The sequence below is a fragment of the Streptomyces sp. NPDC087310 genome (assembly GCF_044744405.1).
Taxonomy (GTDB): Bacteria; Actinomycetota; Actinomycetes; order Streptomycetales; family Streptomycetaceae; genus Streptomyces.
Map to the genome: position 1 here is coordinate 42,684 of NZ_JBIUYF010000011.1, position 26,159 is coordinate 68,842.

The 26,159-nt window shown below is 72.4% G+C and carries 17 protein-coding genes and 1 pseudogene; 7 read left to right on the plus strand and 11 right to left on the minus strand.

Annotated elements, in window-relative coordinates:
- Nucleotides 1-12: 12 nt before the first annotated feature.
- The 4 genes from ACIO3P_RS34920 to ACIO3P_RS34935 form a co-directional block, all read right to left on the minus strand.
- Nucleotides 13-1,260 carry an SWIM zinc finger family protein gene (locus tag ACIO3P_RS34920; RefSeq protein WP_401850323.1) on the minus strand — a complete coding sequence of 416 codons (1,248 nt, stop codon included), beginning with the start codon at nucleotides 1,258-1,260 and terminating at the stop codon, nucleotides 13-15.
- Entirely contained in the window at nucleotides 1,257-4,229 is a 2,973-nt protein-coding gene (locus ACIO3P_RS34925) for a DEAD/DEAH box helicase (RefSeq protein WP_401850325.1), read from the minus strand. The genes ACIO3P_RS34920 and ACIO3P_RS34925 overlap by 4 nt, the downstream gene beginning before the upstream one ends.
- 92 nt (nucleotides 4,230-4,321) lie before the next feature.
- Complete coding sequence (locus ACIO3P_RS34930; protein ID WP_401850326.1) at nucleotides 4,322-5,797, minus strand: carboxylesterase/lipase family protein; 1,476 nt, start codon at nucleotides 5,795-5,797, stop codon at nucleotides 4,322-4,324.
- A gap of 10 nt (nucleotides 5,798-5,807) precedes the next feature.
- Nucleotides 5,808-6,863 (minus strand): slipin family protein, encoded by a 1,056-nt coding sequence (locus tag ACIO3P_RS34935; protein WP_401850328.1) that lies wholly within the window; start codon nucleotides 6,861-6,863, stop codon nucleotides 5,808-5,810.
- A gap of 262 nt (nucleotides 6,864-7,125) precedes the next feature.
- On the opposite strand from ACIO3P_RS34935, the gene ACIO3P_RS34940 reads away from it, so the two are divergent.
- Nucleotides 7,126-7,467 (plus strand): hypothetical protein, encoded by a 342-nt coding sequence (locus ACIO3P_RS34940; RefSeq protein WP_401787926.1) that lies wholly within the window; start codon nucleotides 7,126-7,128, stop codon nucleotides 7,465-7,467.
- A gap of 90 nt (nucleotides 7,468-7,557) precedes the next feature.
- Nucleotides 7,558-7,815 (plus strand): annotated as a pseudogene (locus ACIO3P_RS34945) (DUF6343 family protein); the annotation flags it as partial.
- Nucleotides 7,816-7,945: 130 nt separating this feature from the next.
- On the opposite strand, the gene ACIO3P_RS34950 reads toward ACIO3P_RS34945, so the two are convergent.
- From ACIO3P_RS34950 to rpsA, 5 genes are all read right to left on the minus strand, one after another.
- Complete coding sequence (locus ACIO3P_RS34950; RefSeq protein WP_329826119.1) at nucleotides 7,946-8,320, minus strand: tetratricopeptide repeat protein; 375 nt, start codon at nucleotides 8,318-8,320, stop codon at nucleotides 7,946-7,948.
- A 107-nt stretch (nucleotides 8,321-8,427) separates the two neighbouring features.
- Nucleotides 8,428-9,033 (minus strand): dephospho-CoA kinase, encoded by a 606-nt coding sequence (gene coaE / locus ACIO3P_RS34955; protein ID WP_329826118.1) that lies wholly within the window; start codon nucleotides 9,031-9,033, stop codon nucleotides 8,428-8,430.
- A gap of 113 nt (nucleotides 9,034-9,146) precedes the next feature.
- Nucleotides 9,147-10,091: a PAC2 family protein gene (locus ACIO3P_RS34960; protein ID WP_329826117.1), complete on the minus strand. Its 945-nt coding sequence runs from the start codon at nucleotides 10,089-10,091 to the stop codon at nucleotides 9,147-9,149.
- Nucleotides 10,092-10,223: 132 nt separating this feature from the next.
- Nucleotides 10,224-11,747 (minus strand): flavin monoamine oxidase family protein, encoded by a 1,524-nt coding sequence (locus ACIO3P_RS34965; protein ID WP_401850839.1) that lies wholly within the window; start codon nucleotides 11,745-11,747, stop codon nucleotides 10,224-10,226.
- 301 nt (nucleotides 11,748-12,048) lie between these two features.
- On the minus strand, nucleotides 12,049-13,560 hold the full coding sequence (rpsA, locus tag ACIO3P_RS34970; protein ID WP_365808547.1) for a 30S ribosomal protein S1: 1,512 nt from the start codon (nucleotides 13,558-13,560) through the stop codon (nucleotides 12,049-12,051).
- A gap of 337 nt (nucleotides 13,561-13,897) precedes the next feature.
- Here rpsA and ACIO3P_RS34975 point away from each other — a divergent pair, with 337 nt between their 5' ends.
- The gene (locus tag ACIO3P_RS34975) at nucleotides 13,898-14,788 is read left to right on the plus strand and encodes a class I SAM-dependent methyltransferase (protein ID WP_401850842.1); all 891 of its coding nucleotides are present in this window, start codon (nucleotides 13,898-13,900) and stop codon (nucleotides 14,786-14,788) included.
- 78 nt (nucleotides 14,789-14,866) lie between these two features.
- On the plus strand, nucleotides 14,867-17,407 hold the full coding sequence (hrpB, locus tag ACIO3P_RS34980) for an ATP-dependent helicase HrpB (RefSeq protein WP_401850329.1): 2,541 nt from the start codon (nucleotides 14,867-14,869) through the stop codon (nucleotides 17,405-17,407).
- Between the two features lie 76 nt (nucleotides 17,408-17,483).
- Here hrpB and ACIO3P_RS34985 read toward each other — a convergent pair whose 3' ends face one another.
- Together ACIO3P_RS34985 and polA are read right to left on the minus strand one after the other, a co-directional pair.
- Complete coding sequence (locus tag ACIO3P_RS34985; protein WP_329826114.1) at nucleotides 17,484-19,226, minus strand: lytic murein transglycosylase; 1,743 nt, start codon at nucleotides 19,224-19,226, stop codon at nucleotides 17,484-17,486.
- Between the two features lie 191 nt (nucleotides 19,227-19,417).
- Complete coding sequence (gene polA, locus ACIO3P_RS34990) at nucleotides 19,418-22,126, minus strand: DNA polymerase I (RefSeq protein ID WP_329826113.1); 2,709 nt, start codon at nucleotides 22,124-22,126, stop codon at nucleotides 19,418-19,420.
- Between the two features lie 213 nt (nucleotides 22,127-22,339).
- Between polA and ACIO3P_RS34995 the strand changes: the two genes are divergently transcribed.
- From ACIO3P_RS34995 to ACIO3P_RS35005, 3 genes are all read left to right on the plus strand, one after another.
- The gene (locus ACIO3P_RS34995; protein WP_401850331.1) at nucleotides 22,340-24,619 is read left to right on the plus strand and encodes an FdhF/YdeP family oxidoreductase; all 2,280 of its coding nucleotides are present in this window, start codon (nucleotides 22,340-22,342) and stop codon (nucleotides 24,617-24,619) included.
- Nucleotides 24,620-24,764: 145 nt separating this feature from the next.
- Nucleotides 24,765-25,271 carry a PaaI family thioesterase gene (locus tag ACIO3P_RS35000; protein WP_401850332.1) on the plus strand — a complete coding sequence of 169 codons (507 nt, stop codon included), beginning with the start codon at nucleotides 24,765-24,767 and terminating at the stop codon, nucleotides 25,269-25,271.
- Nucleotides 25,272-25,321: 50 nt separating this feature from the next.
- Nucleotides 25,322-25,798, plus strand: a complete 477-nt coding sequence (locus ACIO3P_RS35005; RefSeq protein WP_329826110.1) for a hypothetical protein — start codon at nucleotides 25,322-25,324, stop codon at nucleotides 25,796-25,798.
- The last annotated feature ends 361 nt before the right edge of the window (nucleotides 25,799-26,159 follow it).

The following is a 26,159-nucleotide window of genomic DNA, read 5'->3' on the forward strand; positions in this document are numbered from 1 at the left end:
CGAGTTTACCGGTCACCACCCCAGCAGGGCGGTGAGCGCGCCCACCGGGTCGGTGTCCGGGGTGCCACGCGGCCACCAGTCCTCCCGGTCCCGGTCCGACTCGTAGCCGTACCAGAGGCCGTCACGGCCGAAGCGGAGTTGCAGGGTGCCGGTGGAGAGCTGGTTGCGCCGGGGGCGGAAGTGCGGGAAGTCCGCGGCTACGAGGGCGGGGCGGGCCCGGTCGAAGGGGCCGGCCGGCGGGTCCCAGGGCTCTTCCAGTACGGCCAAGCCCGCCAGGCCGCCCTGACGCCAGGCGGCGACGGCGCGGGCCAGGTCGGTGGGCGTGCGGTGGAGCGCTGCCGCCAGGTCCCGGTAGAGGGCGCGGGTGGAGGCCGTCAGCCCCGAGCCGGGGTGGGCGGCGGCCAGGCGCACCGCGTCCTGCCAGGGGGTGAGGGCGCCGACCGGGTCGAGTCCCGTGGTGAGGAAGGTGTGCGCACGGGCCGCGGCCTCGGTGGCGAGGAGGTCGAGGGCGAGCGGATCGGGCGCGCCGGACGACTGGGGGTAGACGGGCGGGCGGCCGGGGTGCGCGGGGACGGGGAACGGCGGCGGGAGCGGCGGGAGCGTGCGCGGGGCGAGGGCGGTCCGCGCGTCGACCGTGGGCATCGGCGGTGCGGCCGTGGTCCGTTCGGCCGCGGAGCGGGCGGCGTTCCGGCGGGTCAGGTCGGCGAGGACTTCCTGTTCGCCGCGGCCTCGGAGCAGGAAGAGGACGAACGGGTCCTCGTCCAGGAGCCTGGCCGTCTGGTAGCAGAGGGCCGCCGCGTGTTTGCAGGGGTAGCCGTCGTCGGGGCAGGAGCAGTCCGGGGTGAGGTCGCCGGCGGTGGGCAGCAGATCGGCGGAGGCCGCGAGGGTGTGCGGCATGGCCTTGTCGAGCAGGGCGGCGATGTGGTCGGGGCGGGCCGCGGCGGCGTCGAGAAGGTCCTCCCAGTCGGTGTCGCCGAGGGTGCGGAGCCGGATCTCCGTACGGTACGGGCGCGGCCGGGAGCCGTGGACGTACGCCATGACCCGGCCGGGGGTGACGGTGATCGCGTCGACCTTGCCGCTGCCCGCGTAGGTACGGCCGCGCTGGAGCCTGGCGGTGTCGAGGGCGGTGTCCTCCATGGACTCCACCCAGGCGTTGCCCCACCAGGTCTCGGCGAAGTCGCCGTGGTTGCCGGGGCGAGCGGGCAGGGCGGGGAACGTACGGCGGCGGTCGTCGTGCCGGGGCGGGCGCGTGGGGGTCATGACGGCCTCCGCAGGGAGACCAGATCGCCCAGCTCACGGTCGGTCAGCTCGGTGAGCGCCGTCTCGCCGGAGCCGAGGACGGCGTCGGCCAGGGCCTTCTTGGAGGCGAGCATCTCGGCGATCCGGTCCTCGACCGTGCCCTCGGCGATGAGCCGGTGGACCTGTACGGGCTGGGTCTGGCCGATGCGGTAGGCGCGGTCGGTGGCCTGTTCCTCCACGGCCGGGTTCCACCAGCGGTCGAAGTGGACGACATGACCGGCCCTGGTCAGGTTGAGCCCGGTGCCCGCCGCCTTCAGCGAGAGGACGAAGACGGGCACCTCACCGGACTGGAACCGGTCGACCATACGCTCGCGCTCCGGGACGGGCGTACCGCCGTGGAGCAACTGGGACGGGATCGCGCGGGCCGCGAGGTGGGCGGAGAGCAGCCGTGCCATCGACACGTACTGGGTGAAGATCAGGACCGAGCCGTCCTCCGTGAGGATGGTGTCGAGCAGTTCGTCGAGCAGGGCGAGCTTGCCGGAGCGGCCGGTCAGGCGGGCGGCGTCCTCCTTCAGGAACTGCGCCGGATGGTTGCAGATCTGTTTGAGGGAGGTGAGCAGCTTCATCACGAGGCCGCGGCGCGCGATGCCCTCGGAAGCCTCGATCGCGGCCATCGTCTCGCGCACGACCGCCTCGTACAGCGACGCCTGTTCCCGGGTGAGGGCGACGGGGTGGTCGCTCTCGGTCTTGGGCGGCAGCTCCGGCACGATCCCCGGGTCGGACTTCTTCCTGCGCAGCAGGAACGGCCGGACCAGCCGGGCCAGTCGCTCCACCGCCTCCTCGTTGGCGACGTCCTTGAGGTCGGCGCTCTTCGCGTTCTCCACGTTCTCGACGATCCGCGCGTGGCGCGCGCGGAACGCCTTGAGGGGGCCGAGCAGCCCGGGGGTGGTCCAGTCGAGGAGGGCCCACAGCTCGGAGAGGTTGTTCTCCACGGGGGTGCCGGTGAGCGCGACCCTGGCGGGGGCGGGGATCGTGCGGAGCGCCTTGGCGGTGGACGAGAAGGGGTTCTTGACGTGTTGCGCCTCGTCGGCGACGACCATGCCCCAGGGGTGTGCGGCCAGGGTCTCGGCGCTGCCGCGCATCGTGCCGTACGTGGTGAGGACGAAGCCGTCCGTCACCTCGTCCAGGGTGCGGCCCGCGCCGTGGAAGCGGTGTACGGGGACGCCGGGGGCGAAGCGGGTGATCTCGCGCTGCCAGTTGCCGAGGAGCGAGGCGGGGCAGACGACCAGCGTCGGGAGGGGGCGGGCGCGGTGCAGATGGAGGGCGATGACCGTGACGGTCTTGCCGAGGCCCATGTCGTCCGCGAGACAGCCGCCGAGACCGAGCGAGGTCATCAGGTCCAGCCAGGCCAGGCCGCGCAGTTGGTAGTCGCGCAGGGTGGCGGCGAGCGCCGCGGGCTGGGGGACCGTCCCCGGGCCTGAGAGGAGCCGGTCGCGCAGCGCCGCCAGCGCGCCCGTGGGAACGGCCTCCACCGTCTCGCCGTCCACGTCGGCCGTGCCGGTGAGGGCGACGGCCAGCGCGTCGACGGGCTCCAGCAGGCCCAGCTCCCGCTTGCGCGCCTTCCGTACGAGGGTGGGATCGATGACCACCCACTGGTCGCGCAGGCGGACGATCGGCCGGTGCGACTCCGCGAGAGCGTCCATCTCCTGCTCGGAGAGCGGGTCGCCGTCGAGCGCCAACTGCCAGTTGAACTTGAGCAGTTCCACACTGTCGAAGAACGGGGTGCCGTCGGTGGCCGAGCCGGGCGCGGGGCGGACGACCGCCGCCGCCGTGAGCGTGCGCGCCAGCTCCCGGGGCCAGTGCACCGCGACCCCCGCTTCCGCGAGGCGGGTCGCCCCTGGCCCGAGCAGTTCGTACAGCTCGTCCTCGGAGAGCGGCAGCGCGTCGGGGACGTCGCGCTCCAGGAGCCGGGCGAGCGGCGTCCAGACGCGGGCGGCGCGGCGCAGTGCCAGCATGGCGTCGATCCGGGCGCGCGGTCCGAAGCTCTCGGCGCCGTCACCCGCCCAGAGTCCGGCCGCGTCGATGACCAGGGTCGGGTCGGCGAGGCTGTGGATCTGGACGAGCGCGGTCCCCGCGCGGCGCGCGTCGTCACCGGTGGTGTCGCGGTCACCGGTGATGTCACGAACCGAGGCGGTGTCACGAACCGAGGCGGTGTCGCGGTCCGCTGTGGTGCCGTGGTCGGCCCGGACCGCGGGCGCCGTCTCCGTGTGGTCGAACAGCTCGTACGCCGAGAGGTCGAGGCGCAGCGAGACCCGTACCCCCGCGTCCATGCCGGCCGCCGCCTCGGCCGCCCAGGTCCTGGCGCCCGGCAGGTGTTGTGCGGCCCGCGCGGCGAACGGCGCCCCCGCCGCGTAGGCGGCCGCCGGGGTACGGGGCAGGGAGTCGGCCACCGCGTCGAGGAACGCCCGCACCAGCGCTTCCGGTTCGGGCAGCAGGAGCGGTCCGCCACCCGGCAGCGGTACGGGGTGTGCCTCGGGCGGCATGGCCGCGGCGATGGCGCGCAACTGCGCGATGTCGTCGGCGTCGAGCGGGCCGGCCCGCCAGGCGTCGTGGTCGGAGGCGGTAAGCCCGGGGAGCAGCCGGCCGCGCGCGGCCAACTGGAGCGCGTGGAGCGCGGCGGCGCCCCAGCAGGCCGACGCAGGGTGGGCCGTCCTGTCACGCCGGGCACGGACCAGCAGCGGGACCGCGTCGGCGACGGACATCAGCACCACGGGAACCGTGACCGTACGGACACCGCCACCGCCGGCCTCGTCCGCGCCGCCGTCACCAAGGCCACCGCCGTCGCGCCGTACGACCGTCAGCTCGTCCCCCGGCGCTTCGGGCAGCTCCCCGTCCGGGGACCAGAAGGCGACCCGGCCCTCACGCGGCAGCCCCGCGGGCAGGAAAACGGCCGCGTGTCGCACCAGCCCCGCAGTCCCGTGCACGGTCATGGTCCTTCCCCCTCCCGCTGCCAGGATCCGATTACTTCTGCGAGTCTAGGCGGGGGGTCTGACACTGCCCCTCGGCAGAGCCTTTCCGCAGGTCAGCGCAGCCCGTCCCAGAGTTCGCGCTCCCGCGCCCTGGGGTCGCGCACGGGCGCGGAGACGGTGCCGGGACCACCGCCGAACACCATCGTCGTCCGGGTGTCCCGGTCGTACGGCTCCCAGCCCGGGTCGCCGGTCCGTGCGAACGCCACCCACGCCTGGTGCATCGCCTCCGCGAGGTGCGCGGGCGGCCGGTCGCCGAGCATCGGGGCGTACGCCGGGTGGCCGGGGCGGTCGAAGACGAACCCCAGCTCCGCGCCGTGGCAGGCGCCGAGCAGGCCGCCGTGGCGCGGGGAGCGCCAGGCGAACTCGTACAGGTACGAGCCGGGCACGGACTCGGCGAGGCGGATCGCGGGGATCCGGTAGAACCAGTCCGTGGCCAGGGCGTCGAACACCTCGCCCGGGCCCGCGCCGGGCCGCGCCGCTCGGTAGACGTCCGGCGCCCGGCCGGGGTCGAGCCCGTACGCGGTGGCGGTCGCGCGCAGCTTCGCCTCCGGCAGCGCGTCCAGCCGTCCGGTGGGCACGAGGAAGAGGCGGTACTCCTCGCGGTTGCTGCCGGCCAGCAGCCGGACGCCGTGGCCGGGGCCCGGCAGGGGCAGCTCCGTGAGGACCGGTTCGAACGGCATCATGTTGAGCGCCGCCTCACCCCACAGCTCGGGGTCGGGCCGGGCGCCGATCTCCGCGCGCAGCTCGCTCTGCGCGGACAGCAGCCGGGCCTGGGGGACGGCGGCGAAGGCGTCGGCGGTGGGCGGTACGGAGAGTTTCCGGGCCAGCCGTGCTGTGATCAGCCGCGCCGACGCGGGGCGCAGGAAGTGATGGGCCGCGCCGCTCTGAAGGATCGCGCCGTGGAAGAGCCCTCGCGCGCGCTCCATGGCGAGCAGCACGCCGATGCTCATCGCTCCGGCCGACTGTCCGAAGAGGGTGACCCGGTCCGGGTCGCCTCCGAAGGAGGCGATGTTCTCCCGTACCCACTCCAGGGCGGCGATCTGGTCGAGCAGCCCCCTGTTGTCCGGTACGCCGTCGAGATGGAGGAAGCCCTCGACGCCGAGCCGGTAGTTGATCGTCACGCACACCACGCCGTCGCGGGCGAACGTTCCGCCGTCGTACGCGGGCAGCGATCCCGAGCCGTTCGCGAAGGCCCCGCCGTGCACCCACACCATGACCGGAAGGCGGGCCTCCGGGTCGGGTGCCGGGGTCCAGACATTCAGATTGAGGCAGCTCTCCCCCGGCCCGCCCGGGACGGTGTGCTGCGGCAGGAGAGCGTCCAGGGGCGGCGGGTACGGGGCCTGCGGCGCCGTCGGACCGTACGAGAGCGCCGACCGGACGCCCTCCCAGGGGTCGGCGGCCACCGGCGCGCCGAAGCGCGGGGCGCTCGCGTACGGGATCCCCAGGAAGGCCACCACCGGCGGGGTCGGGGCCGGGCGCCCGCGGACCCTGCCCTGCCGGGTCGCGCTGACCGGACCCTGGAGCATCATGCCCCGCGGGTCAGACGTGCGGCTGGACGTGGGGCCTGGCCGGTGGCGACGTGTCGGGGGCGGCAAGCCGCTCCCTCAGCGCGTCCGGCTCCGGATCGTCCACCGGTCCCGGCGCCGGTCCCGGTTCCGGCCTCGGCTCCGGCTCCTCGATGGACTCGTACGGCTCGGTGGAAGGCGTTGGAGGCTCCGGCGCGGCAGGGGCCGCAGGAGCCTCCGGGGCGGCGGGCGCAGCGGGAGCAGCGGTCTGTGCGGCCCCGGAAGCCTGGGCGACCCCGGAGACCGCCTGCACCGCCTGTACGGCCTCGGCGGGCGTGGCGCGCTCCAGGAAGCGCAGCAGTTCGACGGGGAAGGGCAGGACGAGGGTGGAGTTCTTCTCCGCGGCGACGGCCACGACCGTCTGGAGCAGCCTGAGCTGCAACGCCGCGGGCTGCCCGGACATCTGCTTGGCGGCCTCGGAGAGCTTCTTGGACGCCTGGAGCTCCGCGTCCGCGTTGATGACCCGCGCCCGCCGCTCCCGGTCCGCCTCCGCCTGGCGTGCCATCGACCGCTTCATCGTCTCCGGCAGCGACACGTCCTTGATCTCGACGCGGTCGATCTGGACGCCCCAGCCGATCGACGGGCTGTCGATCATCAGTTCCAGGCCCTGATTGAGCTTCTCCCGGTTCGACAGCAGGTCGTCCAGGTCGCTCTTGCCGATGATCGAGCGGAGCGAGGTCTGGGCCATCTGCGAGACCGCGAACCGGTAGTCCTCGACCCGGATCACCGCGTCGGCCGCGTCGACCACCTTGAAATAGATCACGGCGTCCACGCGCACGGTGACGTTGTCGCGGGTGATGCCGTCCTGGGCGGGCACCGGCATCGTCACGATCTGCATGTTCACCTTGTGGAGCTTGTCCACGAAGGGGATGACCGTGGTGAACCCGGGGCCCCTGATCCCCTCTCTCAGCCGGCCGAGACGGAGGACCACGCCCCGTTCGTACTGTTTGACGACCCGGGCCGCCGCCATGGCGTACAGCCCGCACGCGCAGATGACGGCTATGACCGCGATGACCAGTTCCTCGACCATGATGGGCCCCCTGACGCCAGACGCCGGACCGAGGTGCTAATAACCACGGTATGCCTTGTATGACCCGGTGGTCGAGACACGCGGAGCAGGAAGATACCGGCGCGTAGCCCGACCGGCCGCGCTCGCGGTGCCGCGGTGGCGTCCATCCGGCAGGGTGACCAGCACATGCCCGCTTCCGGTCGGCATCCCGCCCGTTTCCCGCCTTTCCTCCGCCCTCTTCTTCCCCTCTCTTCCCCGCAGCTTCCGAGACGAGGACCCGCCCATGTCCGTGACCGATCACCGGCGCCTCGGCATCGCCGCCGGGGCCGCGCTCCTGACCCTCGCCGTCGCGGGCTGTTCCGGTCTCGGCCGGGCCGCGGTGGGGACCATCACGTACGACACCGGCCGCAAGGTCCATGTCCAGGTGACCACCCCGTCGGTCACGGGCTGCCACAAACTGAGGCCGGTCGGTGCCGTGTCGATCACGAACCGCACCGTGCTCGATCTCGTCGCGTACCCGACGGCCGACTGCACCGGCAAGAGCACGACCTACATCGCCACGACGCTGTCCGATGTGATCGCTCCCGGCGCGGGCCCGTGGCGGAGCTACTCGATCGTGCACTGACGCCGGGGCTCAGGAGGCCACGGCGACGTTCAGCGGTGCGCGTTCCCGGGTACACCAGGGATGTGGGCCGGAACGGGAGGTGCGAGAGCCATGCGCACTGGTAGTGAACCTGTCACCGCGCGCAGTGCGCTGCGGATGCGGTTCTGGCTGAGCCTGTGGGGGCTGGTCTGGACCGCCCTCGGTACGGCGGCGTTCGCCGTGGCCGGGAGACCCGGGTGGGCGGCTGCCTGTGGCGTGCTGGTGCTGATCGTCGCGACCGATCTGGCCGTGGTCCTGGTACGGATCCGGCAGGGGGAGCGCTTCCAGCCGGGCCGGGATGTCCCCCCGTACCCACCGGAACACGCCCCCTACCCGACGCTCACCCAGGACCGGGAGCGCATCCGGGACCTGGAGCGTCATCGGATGCGCCGGCGCCACCGCATCGGCCACCACACCCCGTGACCTTGCTCAGACCTACCTGATCTGTCTGCTCTACGTTCTACGTGTCCGACGCGTTCGAGTCGAAGCGGGCCGCCTGCAGATACTCCGGCTTGGGGTCCAGCGCCGCCGCCAGCCTGAAGTGGCGCTTCGCCTGCTCGGGCCGCCCCGACCGCTCGAACGTACGGGCCAGCGCGAAGTGCGCGAACGCGTTGTCCGGCTCCCGCTCCAGGACGAGTTCGAATTCCAGCTCGGCGGGGCGCAGTTGGGCGGCGGCGAAGAACGCACGGGCGCGCAGCAGCCGGGCCGCGGTGTTCTCGGGGTGGGACGCGATCACCGAGTCCAGCAGTTTGACGGCCCCGCGCGGGTCGCGCGCGGCGAGAAGCTGCTCCGCCGCGCGGTAGTCGATGATGTGGGTCTCCGGGCTCTCAGGCACGTTCGCATCCTTCCCTGACTTCGCGCTCTCAACGCCGCACGCGACGACGCTATTCCTCACACCGTTTTCCCTGCACACCGGCGCCCGCTCCCCGGCGTGCGCCCGGGTCAGCCGCGCGCCGCGGCGCGTTCGGTCGCGGTCCGCCAGACCTCGCGGACCTGCGGTTCCAGCCGCTCCAGCGGACCGTCGTTGTCGATGACGAGGTCGGCGACGGCACGGCGCGCCTCGCGGGTGGCCTGGGCCGCCATCCGCTCGCGCGCCTCGTGCTCCGTCATCCCGCGCAGCCGTACGAGCCGGTCGAGCTGGGTCTCGGGGGTGGCGTCGACAATGACGACGAGGTCGTACAGGGCGGCCATGTCGTTCTCGACGAGCAGCGGTACGTCATGGACCACGATCGCGTCCGGGCCCGCCGCCGCCTCCAGCTCGGCCGAGCGCGCCCGCACCAGGGGGTGCACGATCGCGTTCAGCGCCCGCAGCCGCTCCGGGTCGCCGAAGACGATCCGGCCGAGTCCCGGCCGGTCGAGAGCGCCCTCGGCCGTGCGGACCTCCGGGCCGAACTCGGCGATCACGGCGGCCAGCCCCGGTGTTCCCGGAGCCACCACCTCCCGTGCGATCCGGTCGGAGTCGATCAGTACCGCTCCGTATCCGGTCAGCAGACGAGAGACCTCGCTCTTTCCCGAACCGATTCCGCCGGTAAGTCCCAACCTCAGCATGGAGCCAGCCTAGAGCCTCTCTAAAGACCCCAGGCCGGCTCCACACCGACCGGTCCTCCCACGCCGACCGGTCAAGGCGGCCGGGCGTCACACTCCGCCCAGACTGCCGGGCGTCACGCTCCGCCGTCGCCCTCCCGATCCGCGAGGAACTTCTCGAACTCGCGGCCGATCTCGTCGGCCGACGGCAGCTCCGCCGGCTCGGCGACCAGGCTGCCCCGGGTCTCGGCGCCCGCCATCGCGTCGTACTGGTGCTCAAGCCCCTGCACCATCGTGACCAGTTCCTCGTCCCCCTCGCCGAGCTGCCGCTCGATCTCGGTCTGGGTGCGCTGCGCCTCCGTACGCAGGGAGTGCGCGACGCTCGGCAGCACCAGCCCCGTCGCGGCCGTGATCGCCTCCAGGGCGGTCAGCGCCGCGTCCGGGTACGAGGACCTGGCGACGTAGTGCGGGACATGCGCGGCGACGCCGAGCACGTCGTGCTCCGTCTCCATCAGCCGGTACTCCACCAGCGATTCGGCGCTGCCCGGTACCTGGGCCTCGTCGAACGGGCCGCGGTGGCCCGGCATGAGATCGGTGCGGTTGCCGTGCGGGGTGAGGCCGACGGGGCGCGTGTGCGGCACACCCATCGGGATGCCGTGGAAGTTGACGGACAGCCGTACGCCGAGGCGTTCGACGATCTGCCGTACGGCCACGGCGAAGCGCTCCCACTCCACGTCCGGCTCGGGGCCCGACAGCAGCAGGAACGGGGCGCCCGTGGCGTCCTGGACCAGCCGTACGTCGAGCGTGGGCGTCTCGTAGTGCGTCCAGCGGTCCCGCCGGAACGTCAGGAGCGGGCGCCGCGCGCGGTAGTCGACCAGCCTGTCGTGGTCGAAACGAGCCACCACCTGGTGGGGCAGCGACTCCAGCAGGTTCTCGACGATCTGGTCGCCGGTCTCCCCCGCGTCGATGTAGCCGTCGAAGTGGTACAGCATGACCAGGCCCGCCGACTCCTGCGCCAGCGCCATGTCGACGACGGCGAGGCCCTTGGGCTCCCACTCGTACAAACCCTGCGGATCAAGCACGGTTACCGCTCCTCCTCGTGTTCATAACGAAGAACGCGTCATGGGGCGCAGGCATTCCCCACGCCCCACCCCGCTAACCCATCCAACCTGTCCGACCCGCCCAACCCGTCCGCCCCGTGCGGCCCGCCACGGTCAGGCGAGCACCCGCGTGTGCAGCGCCGTGACGGCCCTGCGGGCGGAGGTGAAGGCGCCGTGCTGCCAGGCGTCGGCGTACGAGAGGTAGTCACCGGCGAAGTAGACGCGTCCCGTGGGCTTGTTGAGCGGGTCGAAGACCGGTGCGTCGGGGCCCCCGGCCAGGGAGTGCCAGGATGCCTCCAGATAGGGGGTTTGCCGCCAGTGGTGCGAGAAGGAGGACACCAGTTCGCTGCGGTACTTCTCCCCGTGGATCTTCACGCCCTGGGCCACGGCGCGCGCCTCGCGCCCGCTCGGGGAGAGCCGCGCGTACGCGTCGGCCTGGGCGCCCGTGTTGTAGTAGCCGACGATCACGCCGCGCCGGCCGTGGTGTCCGTGCGACGGGTACCAGACATGGGCCAGATCGAGATCGGTCTCGGTGATGCCGCCGTATATCCGGTGGTCGGTCTCCCACCAGCGGCTGCGGTACTCCAGGCCGATCTTCCCGGCCGAGGAGGGCGCGCACGCCTCCAGCGCGCTCTGGACGTCCGCGCCCAGGTTGTGCGCGGTCGTGGCGAGGATGTTGGGCGGCAGGGCGGCGACGCAGTAGTCGGCGTCGAGGGTACGGGTGCGGCCGTCTCTCCGGTACGTGACGGTCACTCCGCGCGCCTTGTCGGTGATGTCCTGGACGACGGCGCCGGTCCGGATACGCCGCTCGCCGACCGCGCGGGTCAGCGCCGCCGGTATGCGGTCCATGCCGCCGACGGGCTGGAACATCAGCATCGCCTGGTCGTAACCGAATTCGAACGAGAAGTAGCGGCCGACCCCGCTGGCGAAGACCTCGGACGCGGTGGGTACGGAGCCGAGTTCGACCCCGGGGGTGCCCGCGGCGGCCGGGTCCACTCGGTAGCCGCGCCGCTCGCTGCCGCTGTAGGAGAGTTCGGCGCCGATGTCCCCGAAGCTCTTGAGGAATTCGAGCAGCCGCTCCCGGTCCTCGGCGGTCAGCTCCGTGTCGAGCGCTCCCTTTCCGGTGGCCTTGGCGAGCAGTTCGGAGACGTAGCCGTACACGTCGGCCTTGGCGGTGCGGTAGCGGACGGGGGCCGTCATGCCGGCCTTCTCGTTGAAGAGGTACGCGTTGGCGTTGGTGTTGGTGAACACCTCTATGGGGACGCCCAGTTCACGGCAGTAGTCCAGGGTGACCATCCACTGCGGGATCCGGGCCGGCCCCGCGTTCAGGTACTGGCCGTCGCCGAACCGCGCCGTCTGGCGGTTGCCGTACACATCGACGCTGGAATCCCCGCCGCGTACGGTGAAGTTGCGCCCGCCGGTGCGGTCCCTGGCCTCCAGGACCGTACAGTCGTACCCCGCCTTGCCCAGTTCGTAGGCGGCGGTGAGACCGGCTATGCCGCCGCCGACGATGACGACCGAGGCGGCGCTTCTGCCGGTGAGGGAGAAGTCCCCGGTGCGGGGCGCGCGGAAGACGGGTTCGCGGCTCGCGGCCTCGGCGGTGGGGGCGAGCCCCAGAGCCCCCATGGTGGCGAGCATCGCGCCCGCTCCCCCGGTGACGCCTACCTGTTGCAGAAAGGTGCGACGGCTGGTGCCCGTGATGGTGTGCGGCGCATGCCTCATGTCCCGGTACCCCTTCCGATCCTCAGGTGTGCCGGGATCCTGGCAAGGGTGTGTTACGGGCTGTCGGACGGTCCTGTGTCCCCCTCGTTGCGGTCGTCGAACGGCCGATACCGGACGGTGGGCAACCTGCGGTGGGACATGCGTAAGGCCCGCTCCCCGGAGGGGAACGGGCCTTACGTTCAAGCGGTCCTGCTACCTACCACACACTGCCGGAGCGTCAGCTCTGGCCGCCGGCCAGCTTCTCGCGCAGCGCGGCCAGGGCCTCGTCCGACGCCAGGGCGCCGGAGTTGTCCGCCGACTCCGAGGAGTACGAGCCACCGCCACCGGAGGCGGCCGGAGCGCTGCCCCCGCCGGCGGGCGCGGCAGCACCCTCGGCAGCGGCGGCCTCGTCGGCCTCACGGGACTTGATGACCTGGGCCTGGTGCTGCTCGAAGCGCGACTGCGCCTCGGCGTACTGGCCCTCCCACGCCTCGCGCTGGGTCTCGAAGCCTTCGAGCCAGTCGTTGGTCTCGGGGTCGAAGCCCTCGGGGTAGATGTAGTTGCCCTGGTCGTCGTAGGACGCGGCCATGCCGTAGAGCGTCGGGTCGAACTCGACCGAGGCCGGGTCGCTGCCGAAGGACTCGTTGGCCTGCTTCAGCGAGAGGCTGATGCGGCGGCGCTCCAGGTCGATGTCGATGACCTTGACGAAGATCTCGTCGTTGACCTGGACGACCTGCTCCGGGATCTCCACGTGGCGCTCGGCCAGCTCGGAGATGTGGACCAGACCCTCGATGCCCTCGTCGACGCGCACGAACGCACCGAAGGGAACGAGCTTGGTGACCTTGCCGGGAACGACCTGGCCGATCTGGTGTGTCCGGGCGAACTGCTGCCACGGGTCTTCCTGCGTCGCCTTGAGCGACAGGGAGACACGCTCGCGGTCCATGTCCACGTCGAGAACCTCGACGGTGACTTCCTGGCCGACCTCGACAACCTCGGAGGGGTGGTCGATGTGCTTCCAGGACAGCTCGGAGACGTGCACGAGACCGTCGACGCCGCCGAGGTCCACGAACGCACCGAAGTTGACGATCGAGGAGACGACGCCGGAGCGGACCTGGCCCTTCTGCAGGGTCGTGAGGAAGGTCTGGCGGACCTCGCTCTGGGTCTGCTCCAGCCAGGCACGGCGGGACAGGACCACGTTGTTGCGGTTCTTGTCCAGCTCGATGATCTTGGCCTCGAGCTCCTTGCCCACGTAGGGCTGGAGGTCGCGGACGCGGCGCATCTCGACGAGGGAGGCCGGCAGGAAGCCACGGAGGCCGATGTCGAGGATGAGACCACCCTTGACGACCTCGATGACGGTACCGGTGACGATCCCGTCCTCTTCCTTGATCTTCTCGATCGTGCCCCAGGCGCGCTCGTACTGCGCACGCTTCTTGGACAGGATGAGACGGCCTTCCTTGTCCTCCTTCTGGAGAACCAGGGCCTCGATCTCATCGCCCACGGCGACGACCTCATTGGGGTCGACGTCGTGCTTGATGGAAAGCTCGCGGGAGGGGATGACGCCTTCGGTCTTGTAACCGATGTCGAGCAGGACCTCGTCCCGGTCGACCTTCACGATGACGCCGTCGACGATGTCGCCGTCGTTGAAGTACTTGATCGTCTCGTCGATCGCGGCGAGGAAGGCTTCCTCGTTACCGATGTCGTTGACCGCAACCTGCGGGGTGGTGGCGGTGGTCTCGGTGCTGCTCGTCATGTGGGAAAGGGCTCCGGTGCGGACAGTGAGTCGTAGGTACTGCTACGCCGGGAGCCCGTATCGCCACCTGCAAGAACCCGGACAGCCAAGGGCGCGCCGCCCCCGAAAAACCGGGGAAAGCGCCTCGCCGACCGAGGAAAACCTACTTACAGAGTGCGAGCGCGGCTGCTACGTCTGAGGCGCGCAAGCCCGCAGCGCAACCTTTAGCATACGGGGGCATCCGGGCACGGTCAATGCGCGAAGGCGCACACCCGGGGCGGAACGTCCCATACCCGGCACAAACTACGTTTGATGAGGCCACAAGGGCCTCCGCCCGCACCCTACGACGACGGACATGATGATCCAAGAGCAGCGAGAACAGGCCGAGCAGGCAGCCGTACAGGCGGCGGTACAGGCGGCGGCACCCGGCACCGGCGTGCCGGAGTCCGAACCCGAGGCCACCCGCCGTGACTCCGGCGAGACGGAGAGCAGCCGCGCCAACCGGGGCTGGTGGGACAGGAACGCCGACGACTACCAGGTCGAGCACGGCAGCTTCCTCGGCGACGACCGTTTCGTCTGGTGCCCCGAGGGGCTCGACGAGGTGGAGGCCGAGTTGCTGGGCCCGGCCGAGGAGCTGCGCGGCAAGGACGTCCTGGAGATCGGGGCGGGCGCCGCGCAGTGCTCGCGCTGGCTGGCGGCGCAGGGCGCGCACCCGGTGGCGCTGGACCTCTCCCACCGCCAGCTCCAGCACGCGCTGCGCATCGCGGAGGGGCGCTCCCTCACCTTCCCGCTGGTGCAGGCGGACGCGGGGACGCTGCCGTTCCGGGACGGCTCCTTCGACCTGGCCTGCTCGGCGTACGGCGCGATCCCCTTCGTCGCCGACCCGGTGAAGGTGTTCCAGGAGGTACGGCGCGTCCTGCGGCCGGGCGGGCGCTGGGTCTTCTCGGTGACGCACCCGGTGCGCTGGGCGTTCCCCGACGAGCCGGGGCCGGAGGGCCTGACGGCCACGGCGTCGTACTTCGACCGCACCCCGTACGTGGAGCAGGACGAGGCGGGGCACGCGGTCTACGTGGAGCACCACAGGACCCTCGGCGACCGGGTACGCGACGTGGTGAGCGGCGGCTTCCGGCTGGTCGACGTGGTGGAGCCGGAGTGGCCGGTGTGGAACACCCAGGAGTGGGGCGGCTGGTCCCCGCTGCGCGGCGCGCTGATCCCGGGCACGGCGATCTTCGTCTGCGAGCGCGACTGAGGACCGAGAACCGAGGTACACCGCCGAGGTACGAGGTACGAGGCGGACGCGACGGGCGGCACCGGCGACACTGGGCGGGTGATCCGCGACGACATCCTCGGCAGCCTGCCCGTACGTACCGCCGTCCCCGCGCTGGAGCGCGCCCTCGACGCGCACGGCTGCGCGGTGCTGTGCGCGCCACCGGGCACGGGCAAGACGACGCTGGTGCCCCTGGTCCTGGCCGGGCTGCCCGGGGAGGGCCCCGTACGCCGGGTGATCGTCGCGGAGCCCCGGCGGATCGCGGCGCGCGCGGCGGCCCGCCGGATGGCCTGGCTGCTGGGCGAGCGGGTCGGGGAGCGCGTCGGTTTCACCGTGCGCGGGGAGCGCGCTGTGGGGCGCGCCACGGTGGTGGAGGTGGTGACCACCGGGGTGCTGCTGCAACGCCTCCAGCGCGACCAGGAGCTGGCCGGGGTCGACGCGGTGATCCTCGACGAGTGCCATGAGCGTCATCTCGACGCGGACACCGTCGCGGCCTTCCTGCTGGACGTACGGGCCGCGCTCCGCCCCGAACTGCGGCTGGTGGCGGCCTCCGCGACCACCGACGCGCAGGGGTGGGCGCGGCTGCTGGGGGACGCGCCGGTGGTGACGGCGAGCGGTGTGTCGTACCCGGTGGAGACGGTGTGGGCGCCGCCCTCGGCCCCCGTACGGCCGCCGCACGGGATGCGGGTCGATCCTGCGCTGCTGACCCATGTGGCGTCGGTGGTGCGCCGGGCGCTGGCCGAGCGCGACGGCGACGTGCTGTGTTTCCTGCCCGGGGTGGGCGAGATCGGCCGGGTGGCCGGGCTGCTCGCGGAGTGCGGCGCCGAGGTGCTCCAGGTGCACGGCCGGGCGCCCGCCGCCGTGCAGGACGCGGTGCTGGCGGGCTCGTCGGCGGGGCGCCGGGTGGTGCTGGCCACGGCGGTGGCCGAGTCGAGCCTGACGGTGCCGGGTGTACGGGTCGTCGTGGACGCCGGGCTGGCGCGCGAGCCCCGTACGGATCACGCGCGGGGGCTGAGCGCGCTGACGACGGTACGGGTGTCGCAGGCGGGTGCCGGGCAGCGCGCGGGGCGGGCCGGGCGCGAGGCCCCCGGGACGGTCTACCGCTGCTGGTCCCAGGCCGAGGACGGCCGGCTGGCGCGCTTCCCCTCTCCCGAGATCAAGGTCGCGGATCTGGCGGCGTTCGCGCTCCAGGCGGCGTGCTGGGGCGACCCGTCGGCGGAGGGGCTCGCGCTGCTGGACGCGCCGCCCGCGGGGGCGCTGGCGGCGGCGCGCTCCGTACTGGCCGCGATCGGCGCGGTGGACGGGGACGGCCGCGCGACCGGGCGGGGCGTACGGATGGCGGGGCTCGGTCTGCACCCCCGGCTCGCGCGGGCGCTTCTGGACGGCGCGGGGCAGGTGGGCGCGCGCCGGGCGGCGGAGGTGGTGGCGCTGCTGAGCGAGGAGCCGCCGAGGGCGTACGGGGACGACCTGGCGGCGGCGTGGCGTACGGCGCGCAGGGGCGGCGGGGGCGCGTCCGGGAGCGGGGGTTCGAACGGGGACGCGTACGCGGCGCGCTGGCGCCAGGAGGTGCGGCGGCTGTCCTCCTCTGTAGGGGGCTCCTCCATGACAGATGCCGGGGCCGGGTCCGACGATGTCGCCGCCGGGCTGGTCACCGCGCTCGCCTTCCCCGAGCGGGTCGCGCGGGCGCGGGGCGAGGGGGCGTTCCTGATGGTCTCGGGCACGGGGGCCGAACTGGGCCAGGGGTCGGGGCTGCGGAGTGCGGGCTGGCTGGCGGTGGCGGTCGCGGACCGGCCCGCCACGGCGGCGTCGGCGCGGGTACGGCTGGCCGCCGTCATCGACGAGGACACCGCGCGGGAAGCGGCGGGCCACGCGTACGCCGAGGGCGAGGAGGTCGGCTGGGAGGGCGGTGAGGTGGTGGCCAGGCGGGTGGCGCGGCTGGGTGCGGTGGACTTGTCCGTACGCCCGTTGCGGCAGCCGGACCCCGGTCTCGTACGGCAGGCGCTGCTGGCCGGTCTGGAGCGGGAGGGGCTGGGGCTGCTGCGCTGGACGCGCGACGCCGAGGGGCTGCGCGAGCGGCTGGGGTTCCTCCACCGGGAGCTGGGCGGCGGCTGGCCGGACGTCTCGGACGGGGCGCTGCTGGCGCGGGCGGACGCGTGGCTGGAGCCGGAGCTGTCCCGGGCCCGGCGCCGCGCGGATCTGGGGCGGCTGGACGCGGGGCAGGCGCTGCGGCGGCTGCTGCCGTGGTCGACCGGGGAGGCGGCGCGCCTGGACGAGCTGGCGCCGGAGCGGATCGAGGTGCCGAGCGGTTCGCGGGTACGGGTGGAGTACGGGGGGCCGCAGCCCGTGCTGGCGGTGAAGCTCCAGGAGTTGTTCGGGCTGCGGGACACGCCCCGGGTGGCCGGGGAGGCGGGCGTTCCCGTGCTGGTGCACCTGCTCTCGCCGGCGGGGCGGCCCGCGGCGGTGACGGCGGACCTGGCGTCGTTCTGGCAGGACGGCTACCGGGCGGTGCGGGCGGAGTTGCGGGGCCGCTATCCGCGCCATCCCTGGCCGGAGGACCCGTCGACGGCGGTGGCGACGCGCCGTCTGAACAACCGCCGCTGACGGACGGCGGCGGCTCGGGCAGCCGGAAGGCCGGTGAGCGGAGGAGTCCGCTCACCGGCCCCGGCCGTGCGGTGCGTCAGGCGACCGTCAGCTCGACGGTCAGGGTGGCGCCGCCCTCGGTCCCGATACGGAGCAGGAACGTGCCTGCCGTGTCGCCCGCGAAGATCTTCGGGAGCTGGAGGACGCCGTTGGCGTCGGTCTTGAGCTCCGTCAGGGTGCGCAGCGGGTTGCCGTCGGCGTCCTTGAAGTAGGGGCTGTCGGCGGGGACGGTGTCGTCGGTCGCGGAGGTGACGAAGGCGGCGGTCGCGGCCACGTTCGGGGCTGCGGCGCCCTGGTAGGTCGCCTTGACCTCGACCGGGGCGGTGAACTCGGCGCCGGGGGCGGCCGTCAGCGCCGTGTCGGCGGTCCTGGCCAGCTCGTCGGCCTGACGGGCCGTCACGGTCGCCTTGTAGTCGACGCCCGCGACGTCCTTGTTGTCGACGACGGTGGCGCGGATCGTGAACGCGCCGGTCACCTCGCCCGCCTGGACGACCGGGGCGGTGGCCTTGCCGTCCGCGCCGGTGACGACGGTCAGCCCGGCCTTGCCGGGCGCGAAGCGGGCGTCGGTGTCGCCGACGATCTCGAACCGTACGGACACGTCGGCGACGGGCTTGCCTGCGGCGTCCGTGGCGCGGACCGAGGCGCCTTCGGTGAACCGGCTGCCCGCCACGGCGGTGGCCGTGGCCGGGCCGGTCTTCACCAGCGTCTTGACGACGGGCTTCGGGGTGGGTGTGCCGGGGGGCTCGGTGTCGCCCGGGGAGGGGCTGGTGCCGCCACCGGGCTTGGGCGGCGTGGGGCTGCCGGTGCCGGGTCCGGTCGTCGGCGGCTTCGACGGCGTGCCGGAAGGCGTGTCCGGGGTGGCCGGCTTGCTCGGCTTCGACACGGAGGGCTTGGGGGTGGTGCTGGGCGTCGGGATCGGGGTCCGGGTCGGGGTGGGGCTCGGCTGGACGGTCGTGGGGCTGCCGGGTCCGCTGCCGACGGGCAGTACGCCCTGGCCGTCCGGGACCTCGTGCGTACCGTTCTTGTAGTACCGGAACCAGGTCAGGACCGTGTTCAGGTACTCCCGCGACTGGTTGTAGCCGAGGATCGCCCGGTGGAGGTCGGCCTCCACGGAGAGATCGCGGTTCCCCGCGCAGAGGTAGTAGCCCGCCGCGAGCGCCGCGTCGTAGATGTTGTTGGGGTCCTTGCGGCCGTCACCGTTGCCGTCCTGGCCCCAGGTCGCCCAGGTGGACGGGATGAACTGCATGGGGCCGACGGCGCGGTCGTGCGTGGTGTCGCCGTCGTAGAGGCCGTTGTCGGTGTCGGAGATGTTGGCGAAGCCGACGCCGTTGAGGACCGGGCCGAGGATCGGCGCGTTCGTGGTGCCGTCCGCGTCGACCTGGCCGCCGCGCGCCTGGCCCGACTCGACCTTCCCGATGGCGGCGAGGAGTTGCCACGGCAGGTTGCAGCCGGGCTTGTCCTCCGTGAGCGTCTGTTCCGCCCTCTTGTACGCGGCCAGGACCGTGGCCGGTATGCCCGCTTCCGCCGGACCCGTGGCCGGCAGCTCTATCGAGGTGCCCGGCTTGTCCGGGGTGGTGAGCGGCGGAAGCTCCGTGTAGTACGGGGAGTTGCCGGTGACCGCGGTGTCGGGGGACGGGGTCGCGTCGGCGGCCTGGGCCCCGCCCGTGCCCGTGGGGATGGCACCGGGCGCCTGGGACGCGGAGAGCGCCGCGATCGCGGCGGCGGCCACGGCCGTGGTGGTCGCGCCTCTGCGCAGTCGGCTGCCGAATAGCGCTGGCATAGGTCGGGCCCCTCCCCGTGGACGGCTGTTCGCGCTCCCCGCGCGAGGACTCAGGCGACCCTATGTCAACTCCTGGCCCCAGCACACCGGTCGGTCGGCCGTTTTCACCAGTTCGCCACCTCGGCATCGCCCAGTTGTCCGTACCGACCGCGACCGCTTGTGCTCCCTTCCCTCGTGCGCCCCTTCTGTGCTCAGTGCGCCGCGGACTCCCAGTCGGCGCCCACGCCGATCGAGACGTCCAGCGGCGCGCGCAGCTCGGCCGCGCTCGCCATCTCGCGGCGCAGCAGCTCCTCCACCCGCTCCCGCTCGCCCGGGGCGATCTCCAGGACGATTTCGTCGTGGACCTGGAGGAGCATCCGGGAGGTGAGACCGGCCTGTTCCATCGCCCGGTCGACCTTGAGCATGGCGACCTTCACGATGTCCGCCGCGGTGCCCTGGATGGGCGCGTTGAGCGCCATCCGCTCGGCCATCTCGCGGCGCTGGCGGTTGTCGCTGTTCAGGTCCGGGAGATACCGGCGCCGGCCGAGCATCGTCTCCGTGTAGCCCGTGGCCCTGGCCTCGACGACCGCGCGGTGCAGATAGTCCCGTACGCCGCCGAAGCGCTCGAAGAACGTGTCCATCAGGCCACGCGCCTCGGCGGCCTCGATGTTGAGCTGCTGGGAGAGGCCGAACGCCGAGAGGCCGTAGGCCAGTCCGTACGACATCGCCTTGATCTTGCGGCGCATCTCGGGGTCGACCGCGGTCTTCTCCACGCCGAACACCTGGGAGGCGACCGTGGTGTGCAGGTCCTCGCCGGAGGTGAACGCCTCGATCAGACCCGCGTCCTCGGAGAGGTGGGCCATCACCCGCAGCTCGATCTGGCTGTAGTCGGCCGTCATCAGCGACTCGTAGCCCTCGCCGACGACGAAGCCGCGGCGGATCGCCCGGCCCTCGTCGGTGCGGACCGGGATGTTCTGGAGGTTGGGGTCGGTGGAGGAGAGCCGGCCGGTGGCCGCCACGGTCTGGTTGAACGTGGTGTGGATCCGGCCGTCGGCCGCGATCGTCTTGATCAGTCCTTCGACCGTGACGCGCAGCTTCGCCTGCTCCCGGTGGCGCAGCATGATCACCGGCAGCTCGTGCTCGGTCTGGGCGGCGAGCCAGGCCAGCGCGTCGGCGTCCGTGGTGTAACCGGTCTTGGTCTTCTTGGTCTTGGGCAGGCCCAGCTCGCCGAAGAGGACTTCCTGGAGCTGCTTGGGCGAGCCCAGGTTGAACTCGTGGCCGACCGCGGCGTGCGCCTCCTTGACGGCCTGCTGCACCGCGCCCGCGAACTGCTGCTCCATGGACTCCAGATGCGCCCGGTCCGCGGCGATGCCGTGCCGCTCCAGACGGGACAGCAGTACGGAGGTGGGCAGCTCGACCTCGTCGAGCAGCTCGGTGGCGCCGACCTCGCCGAGCCGCTCGGTGAACGCGCCGCCCAGGTCGAGGACCGCGCGGGCCTGCGCCATCAGCGCGTCGGCCTCGGCCTGCTCGTCGGCGCCGAAGGCGAGCTGTCCGTCGGAGGACGCGGGGGCCAGCTCACGGCCCAGGTACTCGATGGCGAGGGCGTCCAGCGCGAAGGAGCGGCGGCCCGGCTTGACCAGATAGGCGGCCAGGGCGGTGTCCATCGTGACGCCGCCGACCCGCCAGCCGTGCTCGGGGGCGACGCGCATCACGCCCTTGGCGTTGTGCATCACCTTGGGGCGGTCGGAGGCGTCCAGCCAGGCGGCGAAGGCCCGCTCGTCGGCCTCGTCGAGCCGCGTCGGGTCGAACCAGGCCGCGGCGCCGTCCGCCGCGGCGAGCGCGACCTCGGTGACGCTGCCCGTGCCCAGCGCCCAGGTGTCGGTGGTGGCGACGCCGAGCGGCTGCTCGCCGTGGGCCGCCAGCCAGGGCGCCAGCTCGCCGGAGCCCAGGACCGCGCCGTCCAGCTCGACGCCCGCCGCGGGCGCCGGGGCCTCGTCCTCGACGGCCCCCGGGTCCACGGCGAGCAGCCGCTCGCGCAGGCTGGGATTACGGATCTCCAGCACGTCGAGGACGCCCTTGAGCGCCGCACGGTCGTACGGGGCGCGCTCCAGCTCCTGCGGGGTCTTGGGCAGCTCGACGTCACGGACCATCTCCGTGAGCCGGCGGTTGAGCTTGACGGACTCCAGGTGGTCGCGGAAGTTCTGCCCGGCCTTGCCCTTGACCTCGTCGGCGCGCTCCACCAGCGCGTCGAACGAACCGAACTGGTTGATCCACTTGGTGGCCGTCTTCTCACCGACCCCCGGGATACCGGGAAGATTGTCGGACGGGTCGCCGCGCAGAGCCGCGAAGTCCGGATACTGCGCCGGGGTCAGCCCGTACTTCTCCTCGACCTTCTCCGGGGTGAACCGGGTCAGCTCCGAGACGCCCTTCGTCGGGTACAGCACCGTCGTGTGCTCGCTGATGAGCTGGAAGGAGTCCCGGTCGCCGGTGACGATCAGCACCTCGAACCCCGCGGCCTCCGCCTGCGTGGCCAGCGTCGCGATGACGTCGTCCGCCTCGAAGCCGTCGATCGCGAACCGGTCCGCGTGCATCGCGTCCAGCAGCTCGCCGATCAGCTCGACCTGCCCCTTGAACTCGTCGGGCGTCTTCGAGCGGTTCGCCTTGTACTCAGGGAACTCCTCGGAGCGCCAGGTCTTGCGGGACACGTCGAACGCCACCGCGAAGTGCGTGGGCGCCTCGTCACGCAACGTGTTCGCCAGCATCGACGCGAAGCCGTAGATGGCGTTCGTCGGCTGGCCCGTCGCGGTCGTGAAATTCTCCGCGGGCAGCGCGAAGAACGCCCGGTACGCCAGGGAGTGCCCGTCCATGAGGAGCAGGCGGGGACGGTTGTCTGCGGTCTTCTTCGATGCTGTCTCAGCCACGGGTCCGATCCTGCCACGCCCCACTGACAATCCCGACCGCCAGCACCCGCCGGGCCGCCCTCGGGCCGCCCGTGAGCCACTCGCCGGACCGGCCCCGGGACCGCCCGTGAGCCACCCGCCGGACCGCCTGCCGGGGCCTCTGCCGACGGTTGTCGGCGGCCCGTGACAGGATCGGGGCCGTACGCGAAAAACCCACGCCCGAGGGAGAGCGCGATGGCCAGCAAGCCGCCCACAGGTGATCCGGTCCAGGACGCGCCCCAGGTCTCGGCGCCCAAACACGCGGCGGCGGGACTCCCCGCCATCGGACACACCCTGCGCATCGCCCAGCAGCAGATGGGCGTGCGGCGCACCGCGCAGACCCTCCTCAAGGTCAACCAGAAGAACGGCTTCGACTGCCCCGGCTGCGCCTGGCCCGAGGGCGACCACCGGCACACGGCGGAATTCTGCGAGAACGGCGCGAAGGCCGTCGCCGAAGAGGCCACCCTGCGCCGGGTCACCCCCGAGTTCTTCGCCGCCCACCCCGTCGCCGACCTCGCCACCCGCAGCGGCTACTGGCTGGGACAGCAGGGCCGGATCACCGAACCGATGCTTCTCGACCGGGACGCCGAAGGCCGCTCCGCCGACCACTACACGCCGGTGACCTGGGAACGGGCCTTCGCGATCATCGCCGAGGAGCTGACCGCGCTCGGCTCCCCCGACGAGGCCCTCTTCTACACCTCGGGCCGCACCAGCAACGAAGCGGCGTTCCTGCTCCAGCTCTTCGCCCGCGAGTTCGGCACGAACAACCTGCCGGACTGCTCCAACATGTGCCACGAGTCCTCCGGCTCAGCGCTCTCGGAGACCATCGGCATCGGCAAGGGCAGCGTCTCCCTCGAAGACATGCACCAGGCCGACCTGATCATCGTCGCCGGACAGAACCCGGGCACCAACCACCCCCGGATGCTCTCCGCCCTGGAGAAGGCCAAGGCCGCCGGCGCGAAGATCATCTCGGTGAACCCGCTGCCCGAAGCCGGCACCGAGCGGTTCAAGAACCCGCAGACCCCCCAGGGCATGCTCAAGGGCGCCGCCCTCAACGACCTCTTCCTCCAGATCCGCATCGGCGGCGACCAGGCCCTCTTCCGGCTGCTCAACAAGCTCGTCGTGGAGACCCCCGGCGCCGTCGACGAGGTCTTCGTCAGCGAACACACCCACGGATACGAGGAGTTCACCGCCGCCGCGCGCGCCGCCGACTGGGACCAGACCCTGGCCGCCACCGGCCTGACCCGCACCGAGATCGAACAGGCCCTCCGCCTCGTCCTCGCCTCGAAGCGCACCATCGTCTGCTGGGCCATGGGCCTCACCCAGCACAAGCACTCCGTGCCGACCATCCGCGAGGTCGTCAACTTCCTGCTGCTGCGCGGCAACATCGGCCGCCCCGGCGCCGGCGTCTGCCCCGTGCGCGGCCACTCCAACGTGCAGGGCGACCGCACCATGGGCATCTTCGAACGGCCCGCCCCGGCCTTCCTCGACGCCCTCGACCGGGAGTTCGGCATCACCTCGCCGCGCCACCACGGCTACGACGTCGTACGGTCCATCGAGGCGCTCCGCGACGGCAAGGCCAAGGTCTTCTTCGCGATGGGCGGCAACTTCGTCGCCGCCACCCCCGACACCACCGTCACCGAGGCCGCGATGCGCCGCGCGAGCCTCACCGTCCACGTCTCGACCAAACTCAACCGCTCCCACGCCGTCACCGGCGCCCGCGCGCTGATCCTGCCCACCCTGGGCCGCACCGACAAGGACGTCCAGGCGGGCGGACGGCAGATCGTCACCGTCGAGGACTCCATGGGCATGGTGCACGCCTCGCGCGGCAACCTGCCGCCCGCCGGCCCGCGTCTGCTCTCCGAACCGGCCATCGTCGCCCGCCTGGCCCGCGCCACCCTCGGCCCCGGCTCCCTCACCCCGTGGGAGGACTTCGAGAAGGACTACGCCACCATCCGCGACCGGATCGCCCGCGTCATCCCCGGCTTCGAGGACTTCAACGCCCGCGTCGCCCGCCCCGGCGGCTTCGCCCTCCCGCACGCCCCGCGCGACGAGCGCCGCTTCCCGACCGCCACCGGCAAGGCCAACTTCACCGCCGCCCCCGTGGAGTACCCGAAGCTCCCCGCAGGCCGGCTGCTGCTCCAGACGCTGCGCTCCCACGACCAGTACAACACCACGATCTACGGCCTGGACGACCGCTACCGCGGCATCAAGGGCGGCCGCAGGATCGTCATGGTCAACCCGGAGGACGCCGCCGAACTGGACCTGGCCGACGGCTCGTACACCGACCTGGTCAGCGAATGGAGCGACGGCGTGGAGCGCCGCGCCCCCGGCTTCCGCGTCGTCCACTACCCCACCGCGCGCGGCTGCGCCGCCGCGTACTACCCGGAGACCAATGTGCTGGTCCCCTTGGGCGCCACCGCCGACACGAGCAACACCCCGGCGAGCAAGTCCGTGGTCGTGCGCTTCGAGTGAGAGCCGCCCGGGTCCCGTCCCGTCGGTCAGGACCCGAGGCGGGACGGGACAGGCCAGGACCTAAGCGTTCGCTCAGCCATCTGATACACAGGACGGTGTACACCGCACACACAAGCGAACACCGCAGCCGATCGGAGCCTGGCCCATGGGTGAGCAGACCACCGTGAAGTTCCCGCAGCACGTCCTCGACGAGTACGCCGCGCTGGGCGTCGACCTGCCCGCGCTCTTCTCCGCCGGGCACCTCGGCCACCGGATGGGCGTACAGATCGTCGAGGCGTCCGCGGAGCGCATCGTCGGCACCATGCCCGTGGAGGGCAACACCCAGCCGTACGGGCTGCTGCACGGCGGCGCCTCCGCCGTGCTCGCCGAGACCCTCGGCTCGATCGGTTCGATGCTGCACGGCGGCGCCACCAAAATCGCTGTCGGCGTGGACCTCAACTGCACCCACCACCGCGGCGCGCGCAGCGGCCTGGTCACCGGCGTCGCCACCCCCGTCCACCGCGGCCGCTCCACCGCGACGTACGAGATCGTCATCACCGACGACCACGACAAGCGGGTCTGCACCGCCCGGCTGACCTGTCTGCTCCGTGACGCCGCGGCCGGACACGTCGGGCCCGTCGCCGCCCGACCCGACGCCGTCGCGCCGCGATAGGCCCCGAAGGACCCCTTGTACGGACCGGTAGCACCACCTACCGTGCCCCCATGGCCTCGGGCGGACGGCGCGGATCCGGTGCGGGCGGGCGGCACGCCCCCGCACGGATCCGTCCGGTCCGCGCGCCCGCGCCGGCCCCGCCGATCGCCCTCGCCGCGCTGATCGCGGCCCTGGCTCTGACCGGCTGCACGGGCGGCGGCAACAGCTCCGCAACCTCGGCGCCCTCCGCCCGTAACACCCCTTCCCCGCACCGCACCACGCCCGCCGAACTCTGCGCCACCCTCGTCTCGTACTGGGCGAAGGAGGAGCTGAACGGCGGTGAATGGGCAGGTATCGACTGGGAACAGAAGGGGCTGTCCAACGAGCAGTACGTGATCCACGACGCCGTTGTCGCCGCCGCCCGCCGGGAGTTGGCACTCCACGGCGCCGCCGCGGCACGGACCCTCGTCGACCGTGCGGCGAAGCGGGAGTGCGCGGCACGGGACGGCGCCACCGGCAGTACGGAGAACTGGCGCGAGCCGCCGTAACCCCTCCCGGACCCCGGTCGAGCACCTGTACGACCGCTCCGCCGCCCATCACCCTGTGTAACAACCAGGTGAACCAGGATCCGCCCGCTGCCCGCGCGGAACGCCCGGCTGCCCGTTTCCCTCTCCACCTGTGCCCGATCCGGCCGTCAGTACCAAAAAGCGCCCAAGTCCCTTAGCGGAACTGCGGGTTCTCACGATGTGGTCGAAAATCGGAATGCACGGAACATCCGGATACACATGAAATGCACCCACCTGGTGTTGGTCTCGGCATAACAAGACAGTCACATCCTGACCTCACCGCTCCCCACCTCCCTCACCTCGGCTTAGAGTCACGCCCAGTCACCGCGCCGCCGGTGTGAGC